This is a genomic window from Streptomyces sp. NPDC053367 (assembly GCF_044545925.1).
Lineage (GTDB): Bacteria > Actinomycetota > Actinomycetes > Streptomycetales > Streptomycetaceae > Streptomyces.
The window spans coordinates 298,888-316,786 of sequence record NZ_JBITYN010000004.1; the positions used below are offsets into that span (position 1 = coordinate 298,888).

Here is a 17,899-nt window from a genome sequence, read left to right on the forward strand (position 1 = left end):
CTCATGAGCGGCAAGGCGGACCCCCGGCCGGCGGGGGAAGGGACCACGTCGAGGACGCGGTTGGACCGGGGGCGCGGTGCGCTCGGGCCCGCGTTGGAGCTCGTGCACACCGGACGGGCCCCCACCCGCGCCGTGCTGACCGCGGAACTCGGCGTCACCCGCGCCACGGCCGGCGCGGTCGCGGCCGAACTGGAGGCGCTCGGCCTGATCCGGGTCGACGCCCGGCCCGGTGCGGGCGCGGGATCGCAGGGGCGGCCCTCGCACCGGCTGGAGGTAGCCGGGAACGGCCCCGTGGCGCTGGCCGCGCAGGTGCACTCCGACGGGTTCCGGGCGGCACTGGTCGGCCTCGGCGGCCGGATCGTGGCGACCGCGCCGGGCTGCGAGGTCGTCGACGCCGACCCGGCGAAGGTGCTCGGCTCGGTCGTGGAGGCGGGCGCCCGGCTGCTGCGGGAGACCGGGCTGCGCTGTGTGGGCGCCGGGCTCGCGGTGCCGTCCGCGATGGCCGAGCCGGAGGGCCTTGCTCTCAACCCGCTGCACCTGGCGTGGCCGGCGGGCGCTCCGGTGCGGGAGATCTTCGCCGAGTGCGTGCGCGCGGCCGGTATCGAGGAGCCCGCCTTCGCCGCCAACGACGTCAACCTCGCCGCGCTGGCCGAGCACCGGCACGGCGCCGGACGCGGCGCCCGTGACCTGCTGTGCGTGGCCACCGGGCACCGCGGCGTCGGCGGCGCCCTCGTCCTCGACGGCCGGCTGCACACCGGCAGCGGCGGCCTCGCCCTGGAGGTCGGCCACCTCACCGTCAACCCCGAGGGCCGCCCCTGCCACTGCGGCAGCCGCGGCTGCCTGGACGTCGAGGCCGACCCGCTGGCCCTCCTCACCACCGCCGGACGCACCCCGGGACCCGAGGTGTCCCTGCTCCAGCAGGCCAACGACCTGCTCCGTCGGGAGTACGCCGACCCGGTCGTGCGGATGGCCGCCGAGGCGCTCATCGACCGGCTCGGCCTGGGCCTCGCCGGGCTGGTGAACATCCTCAACCCGGACCGCATCATCCTCGGCGGCCTGCACCGCACACTGCTGGAGGCCGACCCGGACCGGTTGCGGGCCGTCGTCGCCGACCGCAGCCTGTGGGGCCGCAGCGGCGGCGTCCCCATCCTGGCCTGCTCCCTGGACCACAACAGCCTGGTCGGCGCGGCCGAACTGGCCTGGCAGCCGGTCCTGGACGACCCGCTGGGGGCACTGGCCAGGACCTGACCGGACGCCGCGCTACAGCGCCGACCCGCCGTCGATCACCAGGTCGGTCCCCACCACGGCGTCCGCCGCGTCGGACGCCAGGTACAGCACCGCCTCGGCCACCTCCCGCGTCGCCGCGACCCGGCCCAGCGGCGACTCGTCCTTCATGCGTACGGCGCGCTCGGCCTCGCTCTCCCCGGGGCGCAGGGACATGGACGTGTCGGTGGCGCCGGGGCTGACGGTGTTGATGCGCACCCCGTCGGCGATGTACTCCAGGGCCGCGCCCCGGGTCAGCGAGGTCACGGCCGCCTTGCTCGCCGAGTACGCCGTCGTGCCCGGCACCTGCTTGTGCCGGCCCAGGTTGGAGGAGACGTTGACGATCGCGCCGCCGCGCGGCTGGGTCCGCATCTGCGCCACCTCGGCCCTCAGCGCGAGGAACACCCCGGTGACGTTGGTGTCGAACAGGTCCCGCCAGTCCTCCTCCGCCATGCCGGCGAGCGGCCCGCCACGGAAGACGCCGGCGTTGTTCACGGCCACGTCCAGCGACCCGAACCGCTCGGCCACGCCCCGCACGAGCGCCTCCACGTCGGCGGCCCGCGACACGTCGGCGACCCGGGCGACGGCCGTACCGCCCGCCTTCCCGGCGAGGGCGACGGTCTCCTTGAGCGCGGCGATGCCGCGCCCGGCCGCCACCACCCGGGCCCCCTCGGCGGCGAACGCGAGGGCGACGGCCCGCCCGATGCCGGAGCCGGCGCCGGTGACGAGGACGGTCCTGCCGCTGAAACGGTGAACTGACATGGGAGCAACTTCCTTTGTCGTCTGGATGGAGCCGAGTGATGCGCGGCGGATGCGCCGCGCGTGCCGGGTGCGGTCCGCGTGGAGTGGGCAGTCGCGGTCACGTCCCCCTTACTTGACCGATCGGTTCAGAATCCGGGCGTGCGAAACCCATGGCGCAACCCGTGACGGGGCCCATGGCGCAACCCGTGACGGAGCCCACGACCCCATCGCGGCGGCCCCGCAGTTTCAGTCCAGCAGCCGCAACGCCTGTTCCGCCGCGTCCCGTACGCGCGCCGGGTCCGTGGAGGCCTTGCCCACCACCCGCAGCCCCTGCATCAGCACCAGCAGCATCCGGGCCAGGGCCGCGGGGTCGCGGTCCGCGGGGAGTTCGCCCTGTTCCTGCGCGCGCACGAGCGCCGAGTGCAGCAGGGTCTCCAGATGCTCCCAGCTGAGCTCCACGCGGCGGGCCATCGCGCTGTCGTGCGGCGCGAGTTCGGCGGCGGTGTTGGTCACGAAACAGCCGGACTCGCGGCGTTCGTCGTCCGCGGCCTCCGCCGCGAACCGGCGCACCACCGTGCGGACCGCCGGCAGGGCGGGCCCCGGCCGCGACAGCTCGCGCAGCAGGTCGGGGTCGGACTGCTCGCCGTACCGGTCCAGCGCCTTCAGGTAGAGGTCGCGCTTGTTGCCGAACGTGGCGTACAGGCTGGCCCGGCCGATGCCGAGGTGCTCGACGAGGTCGGCCATGGAGGTTGCTTCGTAGCCGCGCCGCCAGAACAGCTCCAGCGCGGACTGCAGTACGGCGTCGGGGTCGAACTCCTTGGCTCGGGCCATGAGTTGAACCCTAGGCAATTCAAGAACGGTCGGTCAAGTATGACCTATGGAAGCGGAGCGTGATCTTCCCCTTGTTGGTGTGACATGCACAGGTCTAAGCTCAGCCGATCTTCAGCCAGGATGACTTGAAAGGACCCTCTGTGCCTCACTCCGCGCCGGCCGGCCCGGCCCCCGACGGGCGAAGATCCCGCCGGAAGCAACGAGCGCTGACCGCGGCGCTGCTGGCCGCACTCGTGTGCGCCCCGCTGCCCCTGCTCACCGACCCCGCGCACGCCGAGGACACCGACGCGGCCGCCGAGGCCCCCGCGGTGCCCCAGGTGCCCGGGCCCGCGCGGACCGAGATCGTCTCCGCGCGCACCGAGTCGACCACCACCTGGGCCAACGCCGACGGCACCACCACCGTCGAGTCGTACACCGGTCCGATCCGTGTGAAGCAGCCCGGCGGCGGCTGGAAGCCGGTCGACACCACCCTCGTCGCCGAGGACGGCGTGGTGCGGCCGAGGACCGCGGCCGCCGACATCACCTTCTCCGGCGGGGGTTCGGGCACACCGCTCGCCGAGGTGTCCCGCGGCGGCCGCACCCTGGGCCTGGACTGGCCCGGAAAGCTGCCCGAGCCGCGCCTGGACGGCCCGACCGCCGTCTACCCGGGCGCCGTCGAGGGCGGCGACCTCGTGGTGACCGCCCTCAAGGAGGGCTTCTCCCACTCCGTCGTCCTCAACGAGCGCCCCGACGGCCCGGTCAGCTACCGGCTGCCCGTCTCCGCCGACGGCCTCACCCTGCACGAGACCGCCGACGAACGCCTGCGCTGGAGCGACAGCAGCGGCCGTACGGTGGCCACCGCGCCACTGCCGGTGATGTGGGGTGCGGGGGAGGAGACCGCCTCCGGTGAGCCCGAGGACCTCGCGGCCATCGACGTCACCGTGGAGCGGGACGCCGTCACCGGTGACCAGGTGCTGGTGCTGGAGCCCGACGAGGAGTTCCTCGCCGACCCCGGCCTGGAGTACCCGGTCACCATCGACCCGACCGACTCCCTGCTCGGCCCGGTCACCGACACCTGGGTGCAGTACGACGACTACCTCACCTCGCAGCGCGGCTCGACCGAGCTGAAGGCCGGCACCTACAACGGCTCCGAGAAGGCCCGCTCGTACCTGAAGTTCGACGTGGCGAAGTACGCGGGCAAGCACGTCCTGGACACCGACCTGCGGCTGTACTCGTACTACTCGTCCACCTGCAGCACCACCAACGCCGGCAACCAGGTCCGCCGTATCACCTCCTCCTGGGACCCGTCGGCGATCACCTGGGACGCGCAGCCGACGACCACCTCGACCGGTGCCGTGACCTCCACCGCGGCCAAGGGCTACAACTCCACCTGCCCCGCCGGGCACGTCTCCTGGGACATCGACGGCATCGTGCAGGCATGGGCGGACGGCCAGCCCAACCACGGCGTGCGGATCGCCGCCGTGGACGAGACCGACCCGCTGACCTGGCGCCGCTACTACTCGGCGAACCAGACCGACGGCTCGCACAATGCCGCCTACGAGCCGTCCCTCACGGTCACCTACAACTCCAAGCCCGGCACCGCGACGGCCGTCGCCCCGCTGTCCGGCACCTACACCCCGGACACCACGCCCACGCTGTCCGCCAAGGCCGGCGACGCGGACGGCCAGCAGCTCACGCTGACCTTCGAGGTGTGGACGGCGACCGGCACCACGGCCCTGCAGACCGGCACCTCCGCCTCCGTCGCCTCGGGCGCGGTCGCCACCCACACGGCCGCCGCGCTGACGCCAGGCGACTACAAGTGGCGGGCCAGGGCGTCGGACGGCACCGACACCGGGGCCTGGTCGGCCTGGCAGACGTTCACCGTCGACACCACCGTCCCGGCCACCCCCACCGTCACCTCCACCAGCCACCCGTCCACGACGGCCTGGTACGGCGCCACCACGTTCGCGGGCACGCTCGCCGCGACCGACGCCTCCGGCGTGAGCGGGTACGCGGTCAAGCTCGACCAGAGCCCGACCACCGCCGCCGGCACCACCGCCACCCAGACCTCCCCCGACGTGAACTGGTCCGGGCGCACCGACGGCACCTGGTGGGTGCACGCGGCAGCCCAGGACAAGGCCGGACTGTGGTCGCCGACCCGGCACTTCTCCTTCAACGTCGACACCACCGCGCCCGGCGCGCCCGGTGGCCTGGTCTCCTCCACGCACCCGGTGCCGACCAGCGCCTACGCGAGCCGCACCGCGTCCTTCAGCTGGTCGGCGCCCACCGACCTGTCCGGCGCGGCCGGTTACGCGGTCACCGTCGACCGCGTCGCCGACACCCTCCCGGCCACCACCGGCACCGTGCAGACGGGGACGAGCCTGACCACCACCGTCGACGCCGACGGCACCTGGTACCTACACGTACGGGCCAAGGACCGGGCCGGCAACTGGTCGGCCGTCGCGGCGCACCTGGCGTTCCGGGTCGACATGACGCTGCCGCCCACACCGGTGATCAGCTCCACCACCCACCCGGACCAGACCGGCGCGTACAAGAGCGGCTCCTTCTCCGCCACCTGGACCGCGCCCTCCGGTGCCTCGGCCGGCTACAGCGTCGTCGTCGACGCCGTCGCCGACACCGTCCCGGACGCCACCGCCGAGACCACCGCCACCTCGTACACGACGACCCGCACCGAGGGCACCTGGTACCTGCACGTGCGCGGCATCGACGGCAACGGCACGGGCGGGGCGACCTCGCACTACCGCTTCACCGTCGACACCACCGCGCCCGGCGCCCCGGCCGTGACCTCCGCTGCCTACCCGGTGGACGCCTGGGCCGGCGGCGCGAACGTCACCGGCACCTTCACGCTGACGCCCGCGGGCACCGACACCCGCAGCCTGACCTACAGGCTGGACGGCGGTGCCGCGCAGACCGTCACCACCACCGGCGGCCCGGTGGACCTGCCGCTCACCCCGGCGACCGAGGGCAGCCACCAGCTCACCGTCACCGCCACCGACCGGGCCGGCAACGTCTCCACCACCACCCAGCGCGCCTTCCACGCGGGCCGGGCCGTGGTGAGCGCGCCCGCCAACGGCGAGGTGCTCGTCGGCCAGGTCGACCTCGCGGTCACCGCCCCGGCCTCCCTGACGGACGTCACCTTCCTTCAGCGGGCCTCCTCCTCCGACCCGTGGCAGGTCATACCGGCCTCCCAGGTCACCCTCGCCGCCGACGGCTCCGCCGTGACCTGGCCGGTGCCGTTCACCGGCGGCAGCGCGCCGAAGCTGCTCTGGGACACCTCGTCCCTGTCGGGCAGCAGCGGCCTGCAGATCGGCGCCCGCTTCGGCGGCGCGTACGCACCGCCCGCGGCCGAGCCGGTCTCGGCGGTCGTCGACCGGATCGAGGTCATCGACGGCGCCGGCACGGGTGACGTGCCGGAGGCCGAGCCCGCCCAGGCCTACGCCCTGGAGCAGGCCGAGGACCGCGCGGCCGGCGCCCCCGACGCCTTCGCCCCGCCCTACGTCGACCAGGCCACGGGCGAACTCGTCGCGCCGGTCGTCGAATCGGCCTCGGCCGACGAGGCGTCCGCTCCCATCCAGGTGACGCAGGCTCCCGCCGACGAGGGCAGCGGACAGCCCGCCGCGGACACGGAGGACGGCACCAAGCCCGACACCGTGACAACGGAGTCGGAGACCGCCACACCGCCCGCCGACGGGTCCACGGAGACCACCGGCGAGGAGTCCTTCCCGATGCCCGACGACAGCACGGAGACCGCTCCCGCGCCCGACGGGCCGACCGTCACCGCGCAGGTCACCCCGCGCACCGAGGTGGTGGAGCACAGCGTCACCGCCCTGGAGTCCGTGCGCGACGAGGTCCTCCAGCTGCCGGAGGCGGAACTGCCCGGCGTGAGCGGACTGCGCATCGCATACGTGGACGCCGCCGAGAACCGGGTCGTCGTGGAGACCGAGACGGCAGACCCGGAGCTGGTCACGGCCCTGGGCGAGCGGTACGGCACCGACACCGTCGCCGTGAGCCTCACGCCCGGCGCCGACATGGCGGAGCCCCAGGCCAACCGCCAGTACGACACCTCGCCGTACTACGGCGGCGCGCGCATCCACTCGGACCTGACCACCAGCTCGGCGGTCTGGTGCACGGCGGGCTTCGCCTGGCGGTACGACAGCAAGTGGTACATGGTCACCGCGGGCCACTGCACCAGCGGCAACGGAGCCATCACCAACCCCAGCGGGACCGACTACATCGGCCCCGTCGTCCGGGACAACTGGAAGAACGGGTACGGCTCGGTGAAGCTCTCCGGTCAGAGCTACTACTCGGGTGACCTGTCGCTCTACCGCGTCAACAGCGACAGCTCCGCGACGCCCCGGATCTACAAGGGCGGCAAGACGTCCAGCTCCTCACGGATGGTCCACGGCTACTGGAAGCGCTGGGCGCAGAGCGGTGACAAGGTCTGCACGGGCGGCATGATGACCGGCGAGATGTGCGGCTGGCAGATCACCGCCACCCAGGCGACCGTCCACTACTCCAGCGGCACCACCGCGAAGAACATGGTCGTCGCCAAGAAGACGTCCGGGTCGTGCACCATCAAGGGCGACTCCGGTGGCCCGGTGTACACGGTCGACGGCAGCGGGAACGCCATCGCCAAGGGCATCCTCTCCGGCGGCGGTGGCGGCGGAGGCGACAACAGCGGCGGTTTCTTCGACCCGTGCTGGCTGTACTTCACCGACATCGGGCTGGCCAACAGTGCCTTCCCCGGAACGGTAGCGTGGTACTGACATGCGCCGATACCTCTTCACACCGCTGCTGGCGGTGGCCCTCACCGGATGCTCCCTGCTCGGTCAGGACACGCCGTGCACCCAGGCCGACGCGGACTCGCAGGTGTCCGCCGTGTGGCGGCCCGCCGACTTCGGCGGCCGGCACGCGGCGACGATCCGGCTGTGCGTGGACGACGCCTGCGAGGAGCGGGCGTCGGGCGACCCCGAGGATCCCTTCATGTCGGTGTCCGTCCGGCTCGCGGACGACATCGAGGCGGCGGCCGTCCCGGTGCGGCTGCGCGTGGAGTTCGCCGACGGCCGGCCGCCGCTCGCGCGGAGCAGCACGGCGAAGCTGACGGAGCAGCACCCCAACGGTGCCGCCTGCTCGCCCACCGTGCGGACGGCGACCTACCGCGTCGACCCCGTCAAGGGCCTCACCTCACCGAAGGGCATGTCCCTCCAGTAGCGGCCACGGGCCCGTCCCCCGGCACAACCGGGGGACGGGCACCCGTCGTTCACGCCCCGACCGCGCGCCGCGGCCTGGCGACCAGCTCCCCGCCGCAGTTGGGACACACCCCCGCCATCGCCTCGGTGCACGGCACGCAGAAGGTGCACTCGTAGGAACAGATACGGGCCGGCGCGTCGTACGGCAGTTCCGCCGTCGTGCACCGCTCGCAGCGGTCGCGCATCTCCAGGGCCATGGCCGGTCTCCTCACCTCACGCTGTCCGTTCACCTTGATCATCGGCCCGCCGCGGCCCCCCGTCAGCGGCCCGCGGGGCCAGGGAACGTCAGGATCGGGCCACCGGCCGGCTCACCACTGCCGGCCCCGGGGCAGCGACGCCCGGCCCGGCGCCGACAGATGCAGCACCCGGAAGAGATCGCCGTCCGCCTCCGGCTCCTCGTGCGCCCACAGCGAGAAGTGCACCGTCTCCCACCGGCTCGGGTCCACGGCCGCCGCCGCGCACACCGCCCCCTCGCGCCCCGCGAGCCGACCCGCCTCACGCGCCGCGTCCTGCATGGCGTCCGCCAGCACGACCCCGTCCGGCACCGGCCGGGTGTGCCGTACGGCGACCAGGGCGGGGGCGTCGGCCGCACCGCCCTCCTCGTAGGCGAGGCCCGTCCACTGCCGCACCACCGGCCGCCCGAAGTCGTCGGGGATGCCCTGGAACGGGCCGCCCCACAGGAAGGAGTTCATGCCCTCGACCGTGTTCCACAGGTAGAAGGGGGCGTACTCGTTCACCGGCGACCCGGCCACCCCGCGCTCCCGCATCAGGTAGGCCTTGAAGCCCAACCCCGCGAAGCCGTCCATGAGATGACCGCGGGTGGCCACACGCGTGCGGATGATGTCCATGTCGTAGTCGGCGGGCAGGGTGACGGGGTAGTGCAGTGCGTGCATGTGTCATCTCTCCTCGGGGGCCAGCAGGGTGAGCAGACCGCGGACGCCCGCGTCGAAGGCGGCCGTCGAACCGGAGGCACGGGCCAGGACGTAACCGCCCTGCACGGTGGCGACGACCGTCGCGGCGATGTCCTCGGGCACCAGACCGGGCCCGAACTGCCCCTGGTCCTTGCCCTCCTGGACGATTTCCGCGAGCCGCGCGCGCAGCCAGGCGAGCGTCTCGTCGACCGGCGCCCGCAGTTCCTCGCTCGCGATCACGTCCGGGTCCATGGTCAGCCGGCCGACCGGACAGCCCCGGAGCACATCGCGCTCGCGCAGCAGATACGCCCGGACGCGCTCGTACGGCGTGCCGGGCCCGCCCAGCACCGCCTCGGCGACGCCGCGCATCTCCTCCGCCGTGCGCCGGACGGCGGCCAGCGCGAGATCGGGCTTGCCCTTGAAGTGGTGGTACATGCTGCCCTGTCCGGCGCCGGCGCGCTCCAGGATCGCCTTCGGGCTCGTGCCCACGTACCCGCGCTCCCAGAGCAGCTCCCGGGTGGACTCGATCAGACGCTCCGAGGTGCTCATGCCCTCACTGTACATACTAGTAGTTACAAAAAGATGGGGGTACTCCCGCGGAGGTATCCGCACTGCCCCCGCCCGTACGACGACCGGGGCACCCTCCCGGAGCCAGGCTCGGAAGCATCAGTCGAAGTCCGTGCCGAGGGAGATGAACCCCCATGCAGACGCTCGCCCACTGGGACGGCGGCCCCGGGCCGTGGATCCTGCTCTTCCCGCTGATCTGGGCGGCCGTGGCCGTCACCGCGGTCACCGTGCTGCGCCGCACCCTGTGGCGCGGACGCCGCGCCCCGTGGCGGCTGCCCGAGGACCGCACGCCCTCCGGGGACTCGCCCGTCGCCATGCTCGGCCGCCGCTTCGCCTCCGGCGAGATCGACGAGGACGAGTACTGGCGCCGGCTGTCCGTCCTGGACGAGCAGTTCGGGCGCCCGAAGGGAGGCGCGGCATGACGGTCACCACCGCCACCCGCACGGCCGCCCGGGTCGTCGACGCCGTCAAGGTCTACGGCCGCGGCGACACCGAGGTCAGGGCTCTGGACGGGGTGAGCGTCGGCTTCCCGGCCGGCCGCTTCACCGCGATCATGGGGCCCTCCGGCTCCGGCAAGTCCACCCTGATGCACTGCGCGGCCGGACTGGACACGCTCACCTCGGGCACCGCCTTCATCGGCGACACCGAACTGAGCGCCCTCGACGACCGCGCGCTGACGCTGCTGCGCCGCGACCGGGTCGGGTTCGTCTTCCAGGCGTTCAACCTCGTGCCCACGCTGACCGTCGCCGAGAACATCACCCTCCCGCTGGACCTGGCCGGACGCGACGGCGACCCGGAGTGGATCGACGCGCTGATCGACGTCGTCGGCCTGCGCGACCGGCTGCGCCACCGGCCCGCCGAACTCTCCGGCGGCCAGCAGCAACGCGTCGCCGTCGCGCGGGCGTTCGCCGGCCGCCCCGACGTGGTGTTCGCCGACGAACCCACCGGCAACCTCGACTCCCGCAGCGGCCAGGAGGTCCTCGGCCTCCTCGGCCGTGCCGCCCGCGAGACGGACCGCACGGTCGTCATGGTCACCCACGACCCGGTGGCCGCCGCCCACGCCGACGAAGTGCTGTTCCTGGCCGACGGACGCCTCGTCGACCGGATGGAGTCCCCGACCGCCGACAAGGTCCTGGACCGCATGAAAGCCTTCGAGGTGCCCTCATGAACGCCTCCCTGCGCCTGAGCGTGTCGTCCCTGCGCGCCCACGGACGACGCTTCGCCGGTACGTTCCTCGCCGTGCTGCTGGGCGTGGCCTTCCTGGCCGGGACGCTCGTCATGGGCGACACCCTGCGCGCGAGCTTCGACTCCCTGTTCGGCAACGCCACCGCCGGCACCGACGCGGTCGTCCGCAGCGCCGACGCCATCACCACACCGGGGGAGAGCCAGGGCGTGCGCGAGCCGGTACCCGCCGCACTCGCCGACCGGATCGAGGACGTGCCCGGCGTCGCCGCCGCCGCGCCCGACATCCAGGGCGCGGGCCAGCTCGTCGGCGAGGACGGCGACCCCATCGGCGGCCAGGGCCCGCCCACCCTCGCCGGCAACTGGATCACCGACCCCGACCTCAACCCCTACCGGCTCGCCGAGGGCCGCGCCCCCGAGAGGCCCGGCGAGGTCGTCGTCAACCGGGGCGCCGCCGAACAGGGCGGCCTGGAGATCGGCGACACCACGACCCTGCGCACACCCGACCCCGTACGGGTCACCGTCGTCGGCCTGGCGACCTTCGGCGGCGAGGACGGCATGGCCCAGGTCACCTTCACCGGCATGACCCGCGCGGACGCCGAGAAGCACCTCACCGCCCGACCGGGTGAGGCGGCGTCGATCCTGGTGCGGGCCGAACCCGGAGTGGGCCAGCAGGAACTGGTCGACCGGCTGGCCCCCGTCCTGCCGAAGGGCGTCGAGGCGGTCACCGGCCAGGACTCGGCCGCCGAGAACACCGACATGATCTCCAGCCAGTTCCTGACCCTGTTCACGACCTTCCTGCTGGTGTTCTCCGGCGTCGCACTGCTCGTCGCGACCTTCTCGATCCACAACACGTTCGCCATCGTCGTCGCCCAGCGCACCCGCGAGAACGCCCTGCTGCGCGCCCTCGGCGCATCCCGCCGCCAGGTCACCGCCACCACCCTCGCCGAGGCGACCGTCGTCGCCGTCACCGCGTCCGCCGCCGGCCTCGCGGGCGGCATCGGCATCGCGGCCGGCCTCCAGGCACTCTTCCCGGCGATCGGCTTCCCCTTCCCGGACGGCGACCTCGTCGTCACGACCCTGTCGATGGCGCTGCCCCTCGCCGTCGGAGTCGTGGTCTGCCTGGCCTCCGCCCTGCTGCCCGCCGTCCGCGCCGGCCGCACCGCGCCCCTGGCCGCGCTGCGGGACACCGCCGTCGACGCCTCGGGCGCCTCACGCGCGCGTGCCGCCACCGGCCTCGCGCTGCTGTTCGCGGCGCTCGCCCTGACGCTGAGCGGCGTCCTGCTCACCCCGTCCCTGTGGCCGGCGGGCACCGGCGCGGTCCTCGCCCTGGCCGCGTTCGTGGTCCTCGGCCCGGTCGCCGCCGGTTCGGCCGTACGGGTCCTCGGCGGACCCCTCGACCGGCTGCGCGGCGTCACCGGCTCACTCGCCCGGCGCAACGCCCTGCGCAGCCCCGGGCGGACCGCCGCCACCGCGAGCGCGCTGATGATCGGCGTGGCCGTGGTGTCGCTGTTCACGGTGTTCGGGGCCTCGCTGAAGGCGACCATGGACCAGACGGTGTCCCGCTCCTTCGCGGGCGACGTCGCCGTCAGCACCCCGTCCTTCGGCGCGGGCGGCAGCGGGCTGAGCCCCGGGCTCGCCGCAGCCGTGGCCGCGCTGCCCGAGGTGGACACGGCGGTCGGACTCGGCCGGGGTGTCGCGAAGGTCGAGGGGGAAGGGCGGGCCCTGACCGTCACCGACCCCGCCGCCCTGGAACGCACCTTCGACCTCGGCCGGGTCGAGGGCTCCCTCGCCGACCTCGGCCGGGACGGCATCGCCCTCACCGAGAAGGAGGCCGGACGGCAGCACCTGACGGTGGGCGACCCCGTCCGCCTCACCTTCACCGACGGCGCGCGCGAGACCTTCACCGTCCGCGCGGTGTACGAGCGGCCGGAACTCGCCGGCGACTACGTCGTCACCCGCGCGGCCTGGGCCCCGCACCGCACCCAGGACGCCGACTCGCTGGTCGCCGTCTCGTTCGCGGACGGCGTGGACTCCGCGGTGGGCAAGGCCGCCGTGGAACAGGTCGCCGAACACCACGGCAGCCCGGAGGTGCAGACCCGCGAGGAGTACGCCGAGTCCTCGGCCGGCGGCATCGACATGATGCTCACCCTCGTCTACGCGCTGCTCGCCCTGGCCGTCCTGATCGCGCTGCTCGGCATCGCCAACACCCTCACCCTCGCCGTCCACGAACGCACCCGTGAACTGGGCCTGCTGCGCGCCGTGGGCCAGACACGGTCCCAGCTGCGGGCCATGGTCCGCTGGGAGTCCGTCCTGGTGGCCGCCTTCGGCACCGTCGGCGGCCTCGGTCTCGGCGCCTTCCTCGGCTGGGTCCTGGTCAGGTCCGCGGACGCGTCGAGCGACAGCGCCTTCGCGTTCGCCCTGCCGCCGGCGCGGCTGGCCGTCGTCGCCCTGGTGGGCCTGGCGGCGGGCGCCCTGGCGGGCCTGCGCCCGGCCGGAAGGGCGGCTCGCCTGGACGTCCTGAGGGCCATCGGCGTGGAGTGACCCGCTTGTGAAGGGCAGGGCGGCAGTCCGCTGTTCGAAGCGCGGCGGCAGTGCCCTGAGGGGCGCGGGGGACCGCGCGACAAGCCACGACGAACCGGCACCCGAAGATACGGTCTGCCCCACGGAGTACCGGCCCCCTCCGGCGAAGCGTCCCTCACCGCCCGGTCAGCCGACAACGGCCGACCGGGCGGGAGCGTGTTCGACCAGCGGCGCGTCGGCCGCCTCGAGCGCGTCGGCAGCGACGACGACCGGCTCCACCTCGGCGAACCCGGGCACGGGCTTCCGCGGCAGCGCAGCCGCGCCGTTCATCCCCGCGGCAGCGGTCGGCAGGCTGAACCACACCACCTTGCCGTCCTCACCGTCCGGCCGCGCTCCCCAGCTCTCGCTGACGGCGGCCACCATCGCCAGCCCGCGCCCGCAGGTCGCGAGCGGATCGGCGTCCTCCACGACGGGGAGGCGGGGGTCGTGGTCGCGCACCGAGACCGTCAGCCGGTCGAGCAGCAGCTCGATCCGCACGGTGCACGTCTTGTCGGGCCGGGCATGCCGGTGGACGTTCGACAACAGCTCGGTCACACCGAGTGTCGCCCGGTCTATCAAGGGATCCAGATGCCAGTAACGCAACTGTGCAGAAAGGATTCTGCGGACCTGGCCGATCCGCGACGGCAGAGCTTGGAGCTCCACCGTGCAATGTCTGCTTGGGTGACTGATCACGGCTGCGACTCCCCGACGTTGAGGTCCGGAAGAACACGGAGTACGGATCCAGCAGGAGTACCGAGTCGAGACGACCGCCTGCTGTCGTGCCCGGCGGGCTGGTTCGCAGCGTTGTCGCCGGTAAACCCAGAGTGACGTGAGACCAGAGTGACGCAAGGTGTGGAGAGCCGCAACTCGCCGTGCCGCAACGGTGACGCGGCGCAGCCGGCCGGAGGCTCGCGGGTCGTACGCCACGGGCTCTGCCGGCGAGGGTCGTACGCCACGGGCTCTGCCGGCGAGGGTCGTACGCCACGGGCTCTGCCGGCGAGGGTCGTACGCCACGGGCTCTGCCGGCGAGTACGGCGGCCCTGCTCTGCCGCAGACCTCAGCGGTTGCGCCCCGAGGCCCGGCGCACGGCCTCCACGAAGCGGCTCGCCGCGGGTGGCCCGGGCTCGCCGGGGGCCGGGTCGTGGTCGCCCAGCGTCAGCGTGTACCGCTTGCCGCCGAGGTCGGCGACGGCCCGGTCCTCGGACCCGAACCACGGCTTCGACGCCCGCACCGCCTTCAGCGGGGCGCTGTCGATCTCGCTGCCGTAACTGGTGAGCAACTCCAGTCTGCCGTCGCTGATCCGGACCTGTCCGGCCCGGGTGAGCGAACGGAGACCCTTCCCGATCCGCACGCCCGTGGCCGTGAACTCCGGCTCCGCCATGGCGTCCTGCCCCCTTGTCGCATGTGCCGTATGCGGCCGTACGCCCGAACGGGCCGCCGGCCGCGCGTGCCGTGATCCCCTGTCGACACCGACGGGACACCCCTTCGGCTACCCCGCGCGTGCAGTCTGCCTCCACCCGGCGCCCCGCACCAGTGCGCGTATGGGGCTCACGCCGGGCGTGAAAGCACTCGGCCGAATGCGCCCCTCTCGGGCGCCGGCCGGGGCCGGCACTCCGGGGGCTCGCGGGTGGGTGCCGCGAGGGCGCGCGCCGGGGCCCCCTCGGCGGCCGCGCAGAGGGCTTCGTACACCCGTGCCCCAGGGGGTCTTTGGGCGGCTCAAAGATGCGTTTATGCAGGTGGGAAGCGTGCCGAGAGGTGCCTATGATCGGAGGGACGGCACGTGCGGACCGCGGGTGCCGCGCAGCGTGAGGAGCGACGCCGTGAGCACCGTCCAGCAGATCCCGACCGGCGCGACCCTCGATGTCGACCGCACCGACGCGCGCTACCGCGACTGGCTGAAAGAAGCCGTCCGCAAGGTCCAGGCCGACTCCAACCGCTCGGCCGACACGCACCTGCTGCGCTTCCCGCTGCCGGACAGGTGGGGCATCGACCTCTACCTCAAGGACGAGTCCACCCATCCCACCGGCAGCCTCAAGCACCGGCTCGCCCGCTCGCTGTTCCTGTACGGCCTGTGCAACGGCTGGATCCGCCCGGACCGTCCCGTCATCGAGGCGTCCAGCGGCTCGACGGCCGTCTCCGAGGCGTATTTCGCGAAGCTGATCGGCGTGCCGTTCATCGCCGTCATGCCGCGCACGACCAGCGCCGAGAAGATCCGCCTGATCGAGTTCCACGGCGGACGGTGCCACTTCGTGGACGACCCGCGCACCATGTACGAGGCCTCCGCCCGCCTCGCGGCGGAGACCGGCGGCCACTACATGGACCAGTTCACCTACGCCGAACGGGCCACGGACTGGCGAGGCAACAACAACATCGCCGAGTCCATCTTCCGCCAGCTGGAGCTGGAACGGTTCCCCGAGCCCGCCTGGATCGTCGCCACGGCCGGCACCGGCGGCACCTCCGCGACCATCGCCCGCTACGTCCACTACATGCAGCACGACACCCGTATCTGTGTCGCCGACCCCGAGAACTCCTGCTTCTTCGAGGGCTGGACCGCCGGCGATACGGACGTCACCTGCGACTGCGGCTCGCGCATCGAGGGCATCGGCCGGCCGCGCATGGAACCGAGCTTCGTGCCCGGCGCGATCGACCGCATGATGAAGGTCCCCGACGCGGCGAGCGTCGCCGCCGTCCGCGCGCTGGAGCGGGCCATCGGACGCAAGGCGGGCGGCTCGACCGGCACCGGTCTGTGGAGCGCGCTGAAGATCGTCGCCGAGATGGTCGCGGCGGGGCGTACGGGCAGTGTCGTCACGCTGCTGTGCGACCCGGGCGACCGCTACCTCGACAAGTACTACTCCGACGCCTGGCTCGCCGAACAGGGCCTGGACATCGCCCCCTACGCCACCGCCATCGACACCCTGCTCGACACGGGCGTCTGGCCGGACTGACCCACGGAAGGGGCGAAGTGACCGACCGGGGGGCCGCTCAGCGCGTCAGTCGCCGGTCCAGTGCCGTCACCGCGTCCCGGAAGGCACGGTCGAGGCCCGGGCGGGCCAGCCGCAGCGCGAGCCGGAAGGGGGGCGTGCCGTCGGCGGCGAAGGTCCAGCACACGCGTGTGCCCGTGACGACGGGCGCCAGCCGCCACTCCTCGACCAGGGCGTGCGCGCCCGGCGCGCCGGCGACGTCCACGCGGTAGACGTACAGCTCGGGCTCCTTCGCGACGAGGACCGTCTCCTCGAAGCGCATACCGCCCCGCAGCCGGATCTCCCGCCCGGCGCCCTCCCGCAGGGGCCGGGCGAGCGTCACCGCGCCGAACCACTCGCTCCAGCCGGGCACATCCTCGGCGAGCGCGCGGTAGACCCGCTCGGGCGCGGCGGAGACGTTGCGGGCGAAGACATGGCGTACGGGCGCGTCCCGCACGAAGCCGGCCTCGACCGGACGCAGACGGCGAGCCATACGAACCCCCAGGGCGGTGCACGACGGCAGGACGGCCGCCCACCCTACCTGACCATGCGTCAGGCGTCTGCACCGTCCGGCTCGTTCTCGTCCCCGCCCAGGTCCGCCGGGTCCGTGTCCCCGTCCCCGTTCTCGCCCGCCACCACCAGGCGCCGCAGATGCTCCGACACCTGCGCACGCGCCTCGGCCGGAAGCCCCGCGTCGGTCACCAGCGTGTCGACCTGGTCGAGCGTGGCGAACGAACTCAGGCCCACCGTGCCCCACTTGGTGTGGTCGGCGACCACGACCACCCGGCGCGCCGCCTGCACGAGCCGCCGGTTGGTCTCCGCCTCGGCGAGATTCGGCGTCGACAGACCGGCCTCGGCCGATATCCCGTGCACACCGAGGAACAGCAGGTCGAAATGGAGCGTGGAAATGGCCTGATCCGCCACCGGGCCCACCAGCGAGTCCGACGGCGTGCGCACCCCGCCGGTCAGCACGACCGTCGCCGCGCCCTGCCGCGGACCCGTCGACCGCTGCGCCGCGTGGAAGACGTCAGCCACCCGCACCGAGTTGGTGACGACGGTCAGATCGGGCACGTCCACCAGCTGCTGCGCCAGCGCGTACGTCGTCGTACCGCCCGACAGCGCGATCGCACTGCCCGGCGGGACCAGCCGAGCGGCGGCCCGCGCGATGTCCTCCTTGGCCGTCGGCTCCAGACCGGACTTGGCCTCGAAACCGGGCTCGTGGGTGCTGGCCTCCACGACCGGGACCGCGCCGCCGTGCACCTTCTCCAGCACGCCCTGGCGCGCCAGCGCGTCCAGATCCCGGCGTACGGTCATGTCCGACACGCCGAGCTTGCGGGTCAGCTCGTTGACCCGGACCCCGCCGCGGCGCCGGACCTCGTCAAGGATCAGGGCGCGCCGCTGCTCCGCGAGGAGGTTCTGATTCTCGCTCACGTACGCTCCGGTCCTTTCGTCCACTGCCGTCCGACCCGCCCTCGCACCGCCTCCGACTAGGGCGTTCCCCCGTCTCCGCGCGCGCGGGCGTCCCATCCTCGCACGACCCCGGACCGGCCGCGCCACCGGCCGTCCCGCCGCGTGCACGCCACGGACGTCCCCCGTTCGCCGTACGGATCGAGGGAGATTCGGTGACAAGGGG

The 17,899-nt window shown here is 73.4% G+C and carries 16 protein-coding genes; 7 read left to right on the forward strand and 9 right to left on the reverse strand.

Going from position 1 to position 17,899, the window contains the following annotated elements; genetic code table 11:
- Positions 1 to 3 precede the first annotated feature (3 nt).
- On the forward strand, positions 4 to 1,248 hold the full coding sequence (locus tag ACIGXJ_RS14120; protein ID WP_399644338.1) for an ROK family protein: 1,245 nt from the start codon (positions 4 to 6) through the stop codon (positions 1,246 to 1,248).
- Between the two features lie 12 nt (positions 1,249 to 1,260).
- Here ACIGXJ_RS14120 and ACIGXJ_RS14125 read toward each other — a convergent pair whose 3' ends face one another.
- Both ACIGXJ_RS14125 and ACIGXJ_RS14130 read right to left on the reverse strand, forming a co-directional pair.
- Positions 1,261 to 2,025 (reverse strand): SDR family NAD(P)-dependent oxidoreductase, encoded by a 765-nt coding sequence (locus tag ACIGXJ_RS14125; RefSeq protein WP_399644340.1) that lies wholly within the window; start codon positions 2,023 to 2,025, stop codon positions 1,261 to 1,263.
- Between the two features lie 225 nt (positions 2,026 to 2,250).
- Positions 2,251 to 2,835: a TetR/AcrR family transcriptional regulator gene (locus ACIGXJ_RS14130; RefSeq protein ID WP_399644343.1), complete on the reverse strand. Its 585-nt coding sequence runs from the start codon at positions 2,833 to 2,835 to the stop codon at positions 2,251 to 2,253.
- Positions 2,836 to 2,975: 140 nt separating this feature from the next.
- Here ACIGXJ_RS14130 and ACIGXJ_RS14135 point away from each other — a divergent pair, with 140 nt between their 5' ends.
- Both ACIGXJ_RS14135 and ACIGXJ_RS14140 read left to right on the forward strand, forming a co-directional pair.
- Entirely contained in the window at positions 2,976 to 7,601 is a 4,626-nt protein-coding gene (locus ACIGXJ_RS14135; RefSeq protein ID WP_399644345.1) for a DNRLRE domain-containing protein, read from the forward strand.
- Position 7,602: 1 nt separating this feature from the next.
- Complete coding sequence (locus tag ACIGXJ_RS14140; RefSeq protein WP_399644347.1) at positions 7,603 to 8,046, forward strand: lipoprotein; 444 nt, start codon at positions 7,603 to 7,605, stop codon at positions 8,044 to 8,046.
- Between the two features lie 49 nt (positions 8,047 to 8,095).
- Here ACIGXJ_RS14140 and ACIGXJ_RS14145 read toward each other — a convergent pair whose 3' ends face one another.
- From ACIGXJ_RS14145 to ACIGXJ_RS14155, 3 genes are all read right to left on the reverse strand, one after another.
- On the reverse strand, positions 8,096 to 8,281 hold the full coding sequence (locus ACIGXJ_RS14145) for a DUF1272 domain-containing protein (protein WP_399644350.1): 186 nt from the start codon (positions 8,279 to 8,281) through the stop codon (positions 8,096 to 8,098).
- Between the two features lie 111 nt (positions 8,282 to 8,392).
- The gene (locus ACIGXJ_RS14150; protein ID WP_399644352.1) at positions 8,393 to 8,977 is read right to left on the reverse strand and encodes a DUF4865 family protein; all 585 of its coding nucleotides are present in this window, start codon (positions 8,975 to 8,977) and stop codon (positions 8,393 to 8,395) included.
- Positions 8,978 to 8,980: 3 nt separating this feature from the next.
- Positions 8,981 to 9,559: a TetR/AcrR family transcriptional regulator gene (locus ACIGXJ_RS14155; protein ID WP_399644354.1), complete on the reverse strand. Its 579-nt coding sequence runs from the start codon at positions 9,557 to 9,559 to the stop codon at positions 8,981 to 8,983.
- Positions 9,560 to 9,696: 137 nt separating this feature from the next.
- On the opposite strand from ACIGXJ_RS14155, the gene ACIGXJ_RS14160 reads away from it, so the two are divergent.
- From ACIGXJ_RS14160 to ACIGXJ_RS14170, 3 genes are read left to right on the forward strand one after another with little or no spacing between them, the layout of a single operon-like run.
- On the forward strand, positions 9,697 to 9,984 hold the full coding sequence (locus tag ACIGXJ_RS14160; protein ID WP_399644356.1) for an SHOCT domain-containing protein: 288 nt from the start codon (positions 9,697 to 9,699) through the stop codon (positions 9,982 to 9,984).
- Complete coding sequence (locus ACIGXJ_RS14165) at positions 9,981 to 10,730, forward strand: ABC transporter ATP-binding protein (protein WP_399644359.1); 750 nt, start codon at positions 9,981 to 9,983, stop codon at positions 10,728 to 10,730. The genes ACIGXJ_RS14160 and ACIGXJ_RS14165 overlap by 4 nt, the downstream gene beginning before the upstream one ends.
- Positions 10,727 to 13,288 carry an ABC transporter permease gene (locus tag ACIGXJ_RS14170; RefSeq protein ID WP_399644361.1) on the forward strand — a complete coding sequence of 854 codons (2,562 nt, stop codon included), beginning with the start codon at positions 10,727 to 10,729 and terminating at the stop codon, positions 13,286 to 13,288. Before ACIGXJ_RS14165 ends, ACIGXJ_RS14170 begins: the two co-directional genes overlap by 4 nt.
- 165 nt (positions 13,289 to 13,453) lie before the next feature.
- Here the strand turns inward: ACIGXJ_RS14170 and ACIGXJ_RS14175 are convergent, their stop codons facing one another.
- Both ACIGXJ_RS14175 and ACIGXJ_RS14180 read right to left on the reverse strand, forming a co-directional pair.
- Positions 13,454 to 13,999 (reverse strand): ATP-binding protein, encoded by a 546-nt coding sequence (locus ACIGXJ_RS14175; protein WP_399644363.1) that lies wholly within the window; start codon positions 13,997 to 13,999, stop codon positions 13,454 to 13,456.
- A gap of 364 nt (positions 14,000 to 14,363) precedes the next feature.
- Positions 14,364 to 14,687, reverse strand: a complete 324-nt coding sequence (locus tag ACIGXJ_RS14180) for a hypothetical protein (RefSeq protein ID WP_399644366.1) — start codon at positions 14,685 to 14,687, stop codon at positions 14,364 to 14,366.
- Positions 14,688 to 15,126: 439 nt separating this feature from the next.
- Here ACIGXJ_RS14180 and ACIGXJ_RS14185 point away from each other — a divergent pair, with 439 nt between their 5' ends.
- The gene (locus ACIGXJ_RS14185; protein WP_399644368.1) at positions 15,127 to 16,251 is read left to right on the forward strand and encodes a PLP-dependent cysteine synthase family protein; all 1,125 of its coding nucleotides are present in this window, start codon (positions 15,127 to 15,129) and stop codon (positions 16,249 to 16,251) included.
- A 37-nt stretch (positions 16,252 to 16,288) separates the two neighbouring features.
- Here ACIGXJ_RS14185 and ACIGXJ_RS14190 read toward each other — a convergent pair whose 3' ends face one another.
- Both ACIGXJ_RS14190 and ACIGXJ_RS14195 read right to left on the reverse strand, forming a co-directional pair.
- Positions 16,289 to 16,759 (reverse strand): SRPBCC family protein, encoded by a 471-nt coding sequence (locus ACIGXJ_RS14190; RefSeq protein WP_399644370.1) that lies wholly within the window; start codon positions 16,757 to 16,759, stop codon positions 16,289 to 16,291.
- 59 nt (positions 16,760 to 16,818) lie between these two features.
- Complete coding sequence (locus ACIGXJ_RS14195; protein WP_399644372.1) at positions 16,819 to 17,697, reverse strand: DeoR/GlpR family DNA-binding transcription regulator; 879 nt, start codon at positions 17,695 to 17,697, stop codon at positions 16,819 to 16,821.
- Positions 17,698 to 17,899 lie beyond the last annotated feature (202 nt).

Excerpts from the sequence above, each read along its gene's own strand:
- ACIGXJ_RS14120 (WP_399644338.1), top strand. The coding sequence starts at position 4 with ATGAGCGGCAAGGCGGACCCCCGGCCGGCGGGGGAAGGGACCACGTCG.
- ACIGXJ_RS14165 (WP_399644359.1), top strand. The coding sequence starts at position 9,981 with ATGACGGTCACCACCGCCACCCGCACGGCCGCCCGGGTCGTCGACGCC.
- ACIGXJ_RS14130 (WP_399644343.1), bottom strand. The coding sequence starts at position 2,835 with ATGGCCCGAGCCAAGGAGTTCGACCCCGACGCCGTACTGCAGTCCGCG.
- ACIGXJ_RS14190 (WP_399644370.1), bottom strand. The coding sequence starts at position 16,759 with ATGGCTCGCCGTCTGCGTCCGGTCGAGGCCGGCTTCGTGCGGGACGCG.
- ACIGXJ_RS14140 (WP_399644347.1), top strand. The coding sequence starts at position 7,603 with ATGCGCCGATACCTCTTCACACCGCTGCTGGCGGTGGCCCTCACCGGA.
- ACIGXJ_RS14155 (WP_399644354.1), bottom strand. The coding sequence starts at position 9,559 with ATGTACAGTGAGGGCATGAGCACCTCGGAGCGTCTGATCGAGTCCACC.
- ACIGXJ_RS14145 (WP_399644350.1), bottom strand. The coding sequence starts at position 8,281 with ATGGCCCTGGAGATGCGCGACCGCTGCGAGCGGTGCACGACGGCGGAA.
- ACIGXJ_RS14125 (WP_399644340.1), bottom strand. The coding sequence starts at position 2,025 with ATGTCAGTTCACCGTTTCAGCGGCAGGACCGTCCTCGTCACCGGCGCC.
- ACIGXJ_RS14160 (WP_399644356.1), top strand. The coding sequence starts at position 9,697 with ATGCAGACGCTCGCCCACTGGGACGGCGGCCCCGGGCCGTGGATCCTG.
- ACIGXJ_RS14150 (WP_399644352.1), bottom strand. The coding sequence starts at position 8,977 with ATGCACGCACTGCACTACCCCGTCACCCTGCCCGCCGACTACGACATG.
- ACIGXJ_RS14170 (WP_399644361.1), top strand. The coding sequence starts at position 10,727 with ATGAACGCCTCCCTGCGCCTGAGCGTGTCGTCCCTGCGCGCCCACGGA.
- ACIGXJ_RS14180 (WP_399644366.1), bottom strand. The coding sequence starts at position 14,687 with ATGGCGGAGCCGGAGTTCACGGCCACGGGCGTGCGGATCGGGAAGGGT.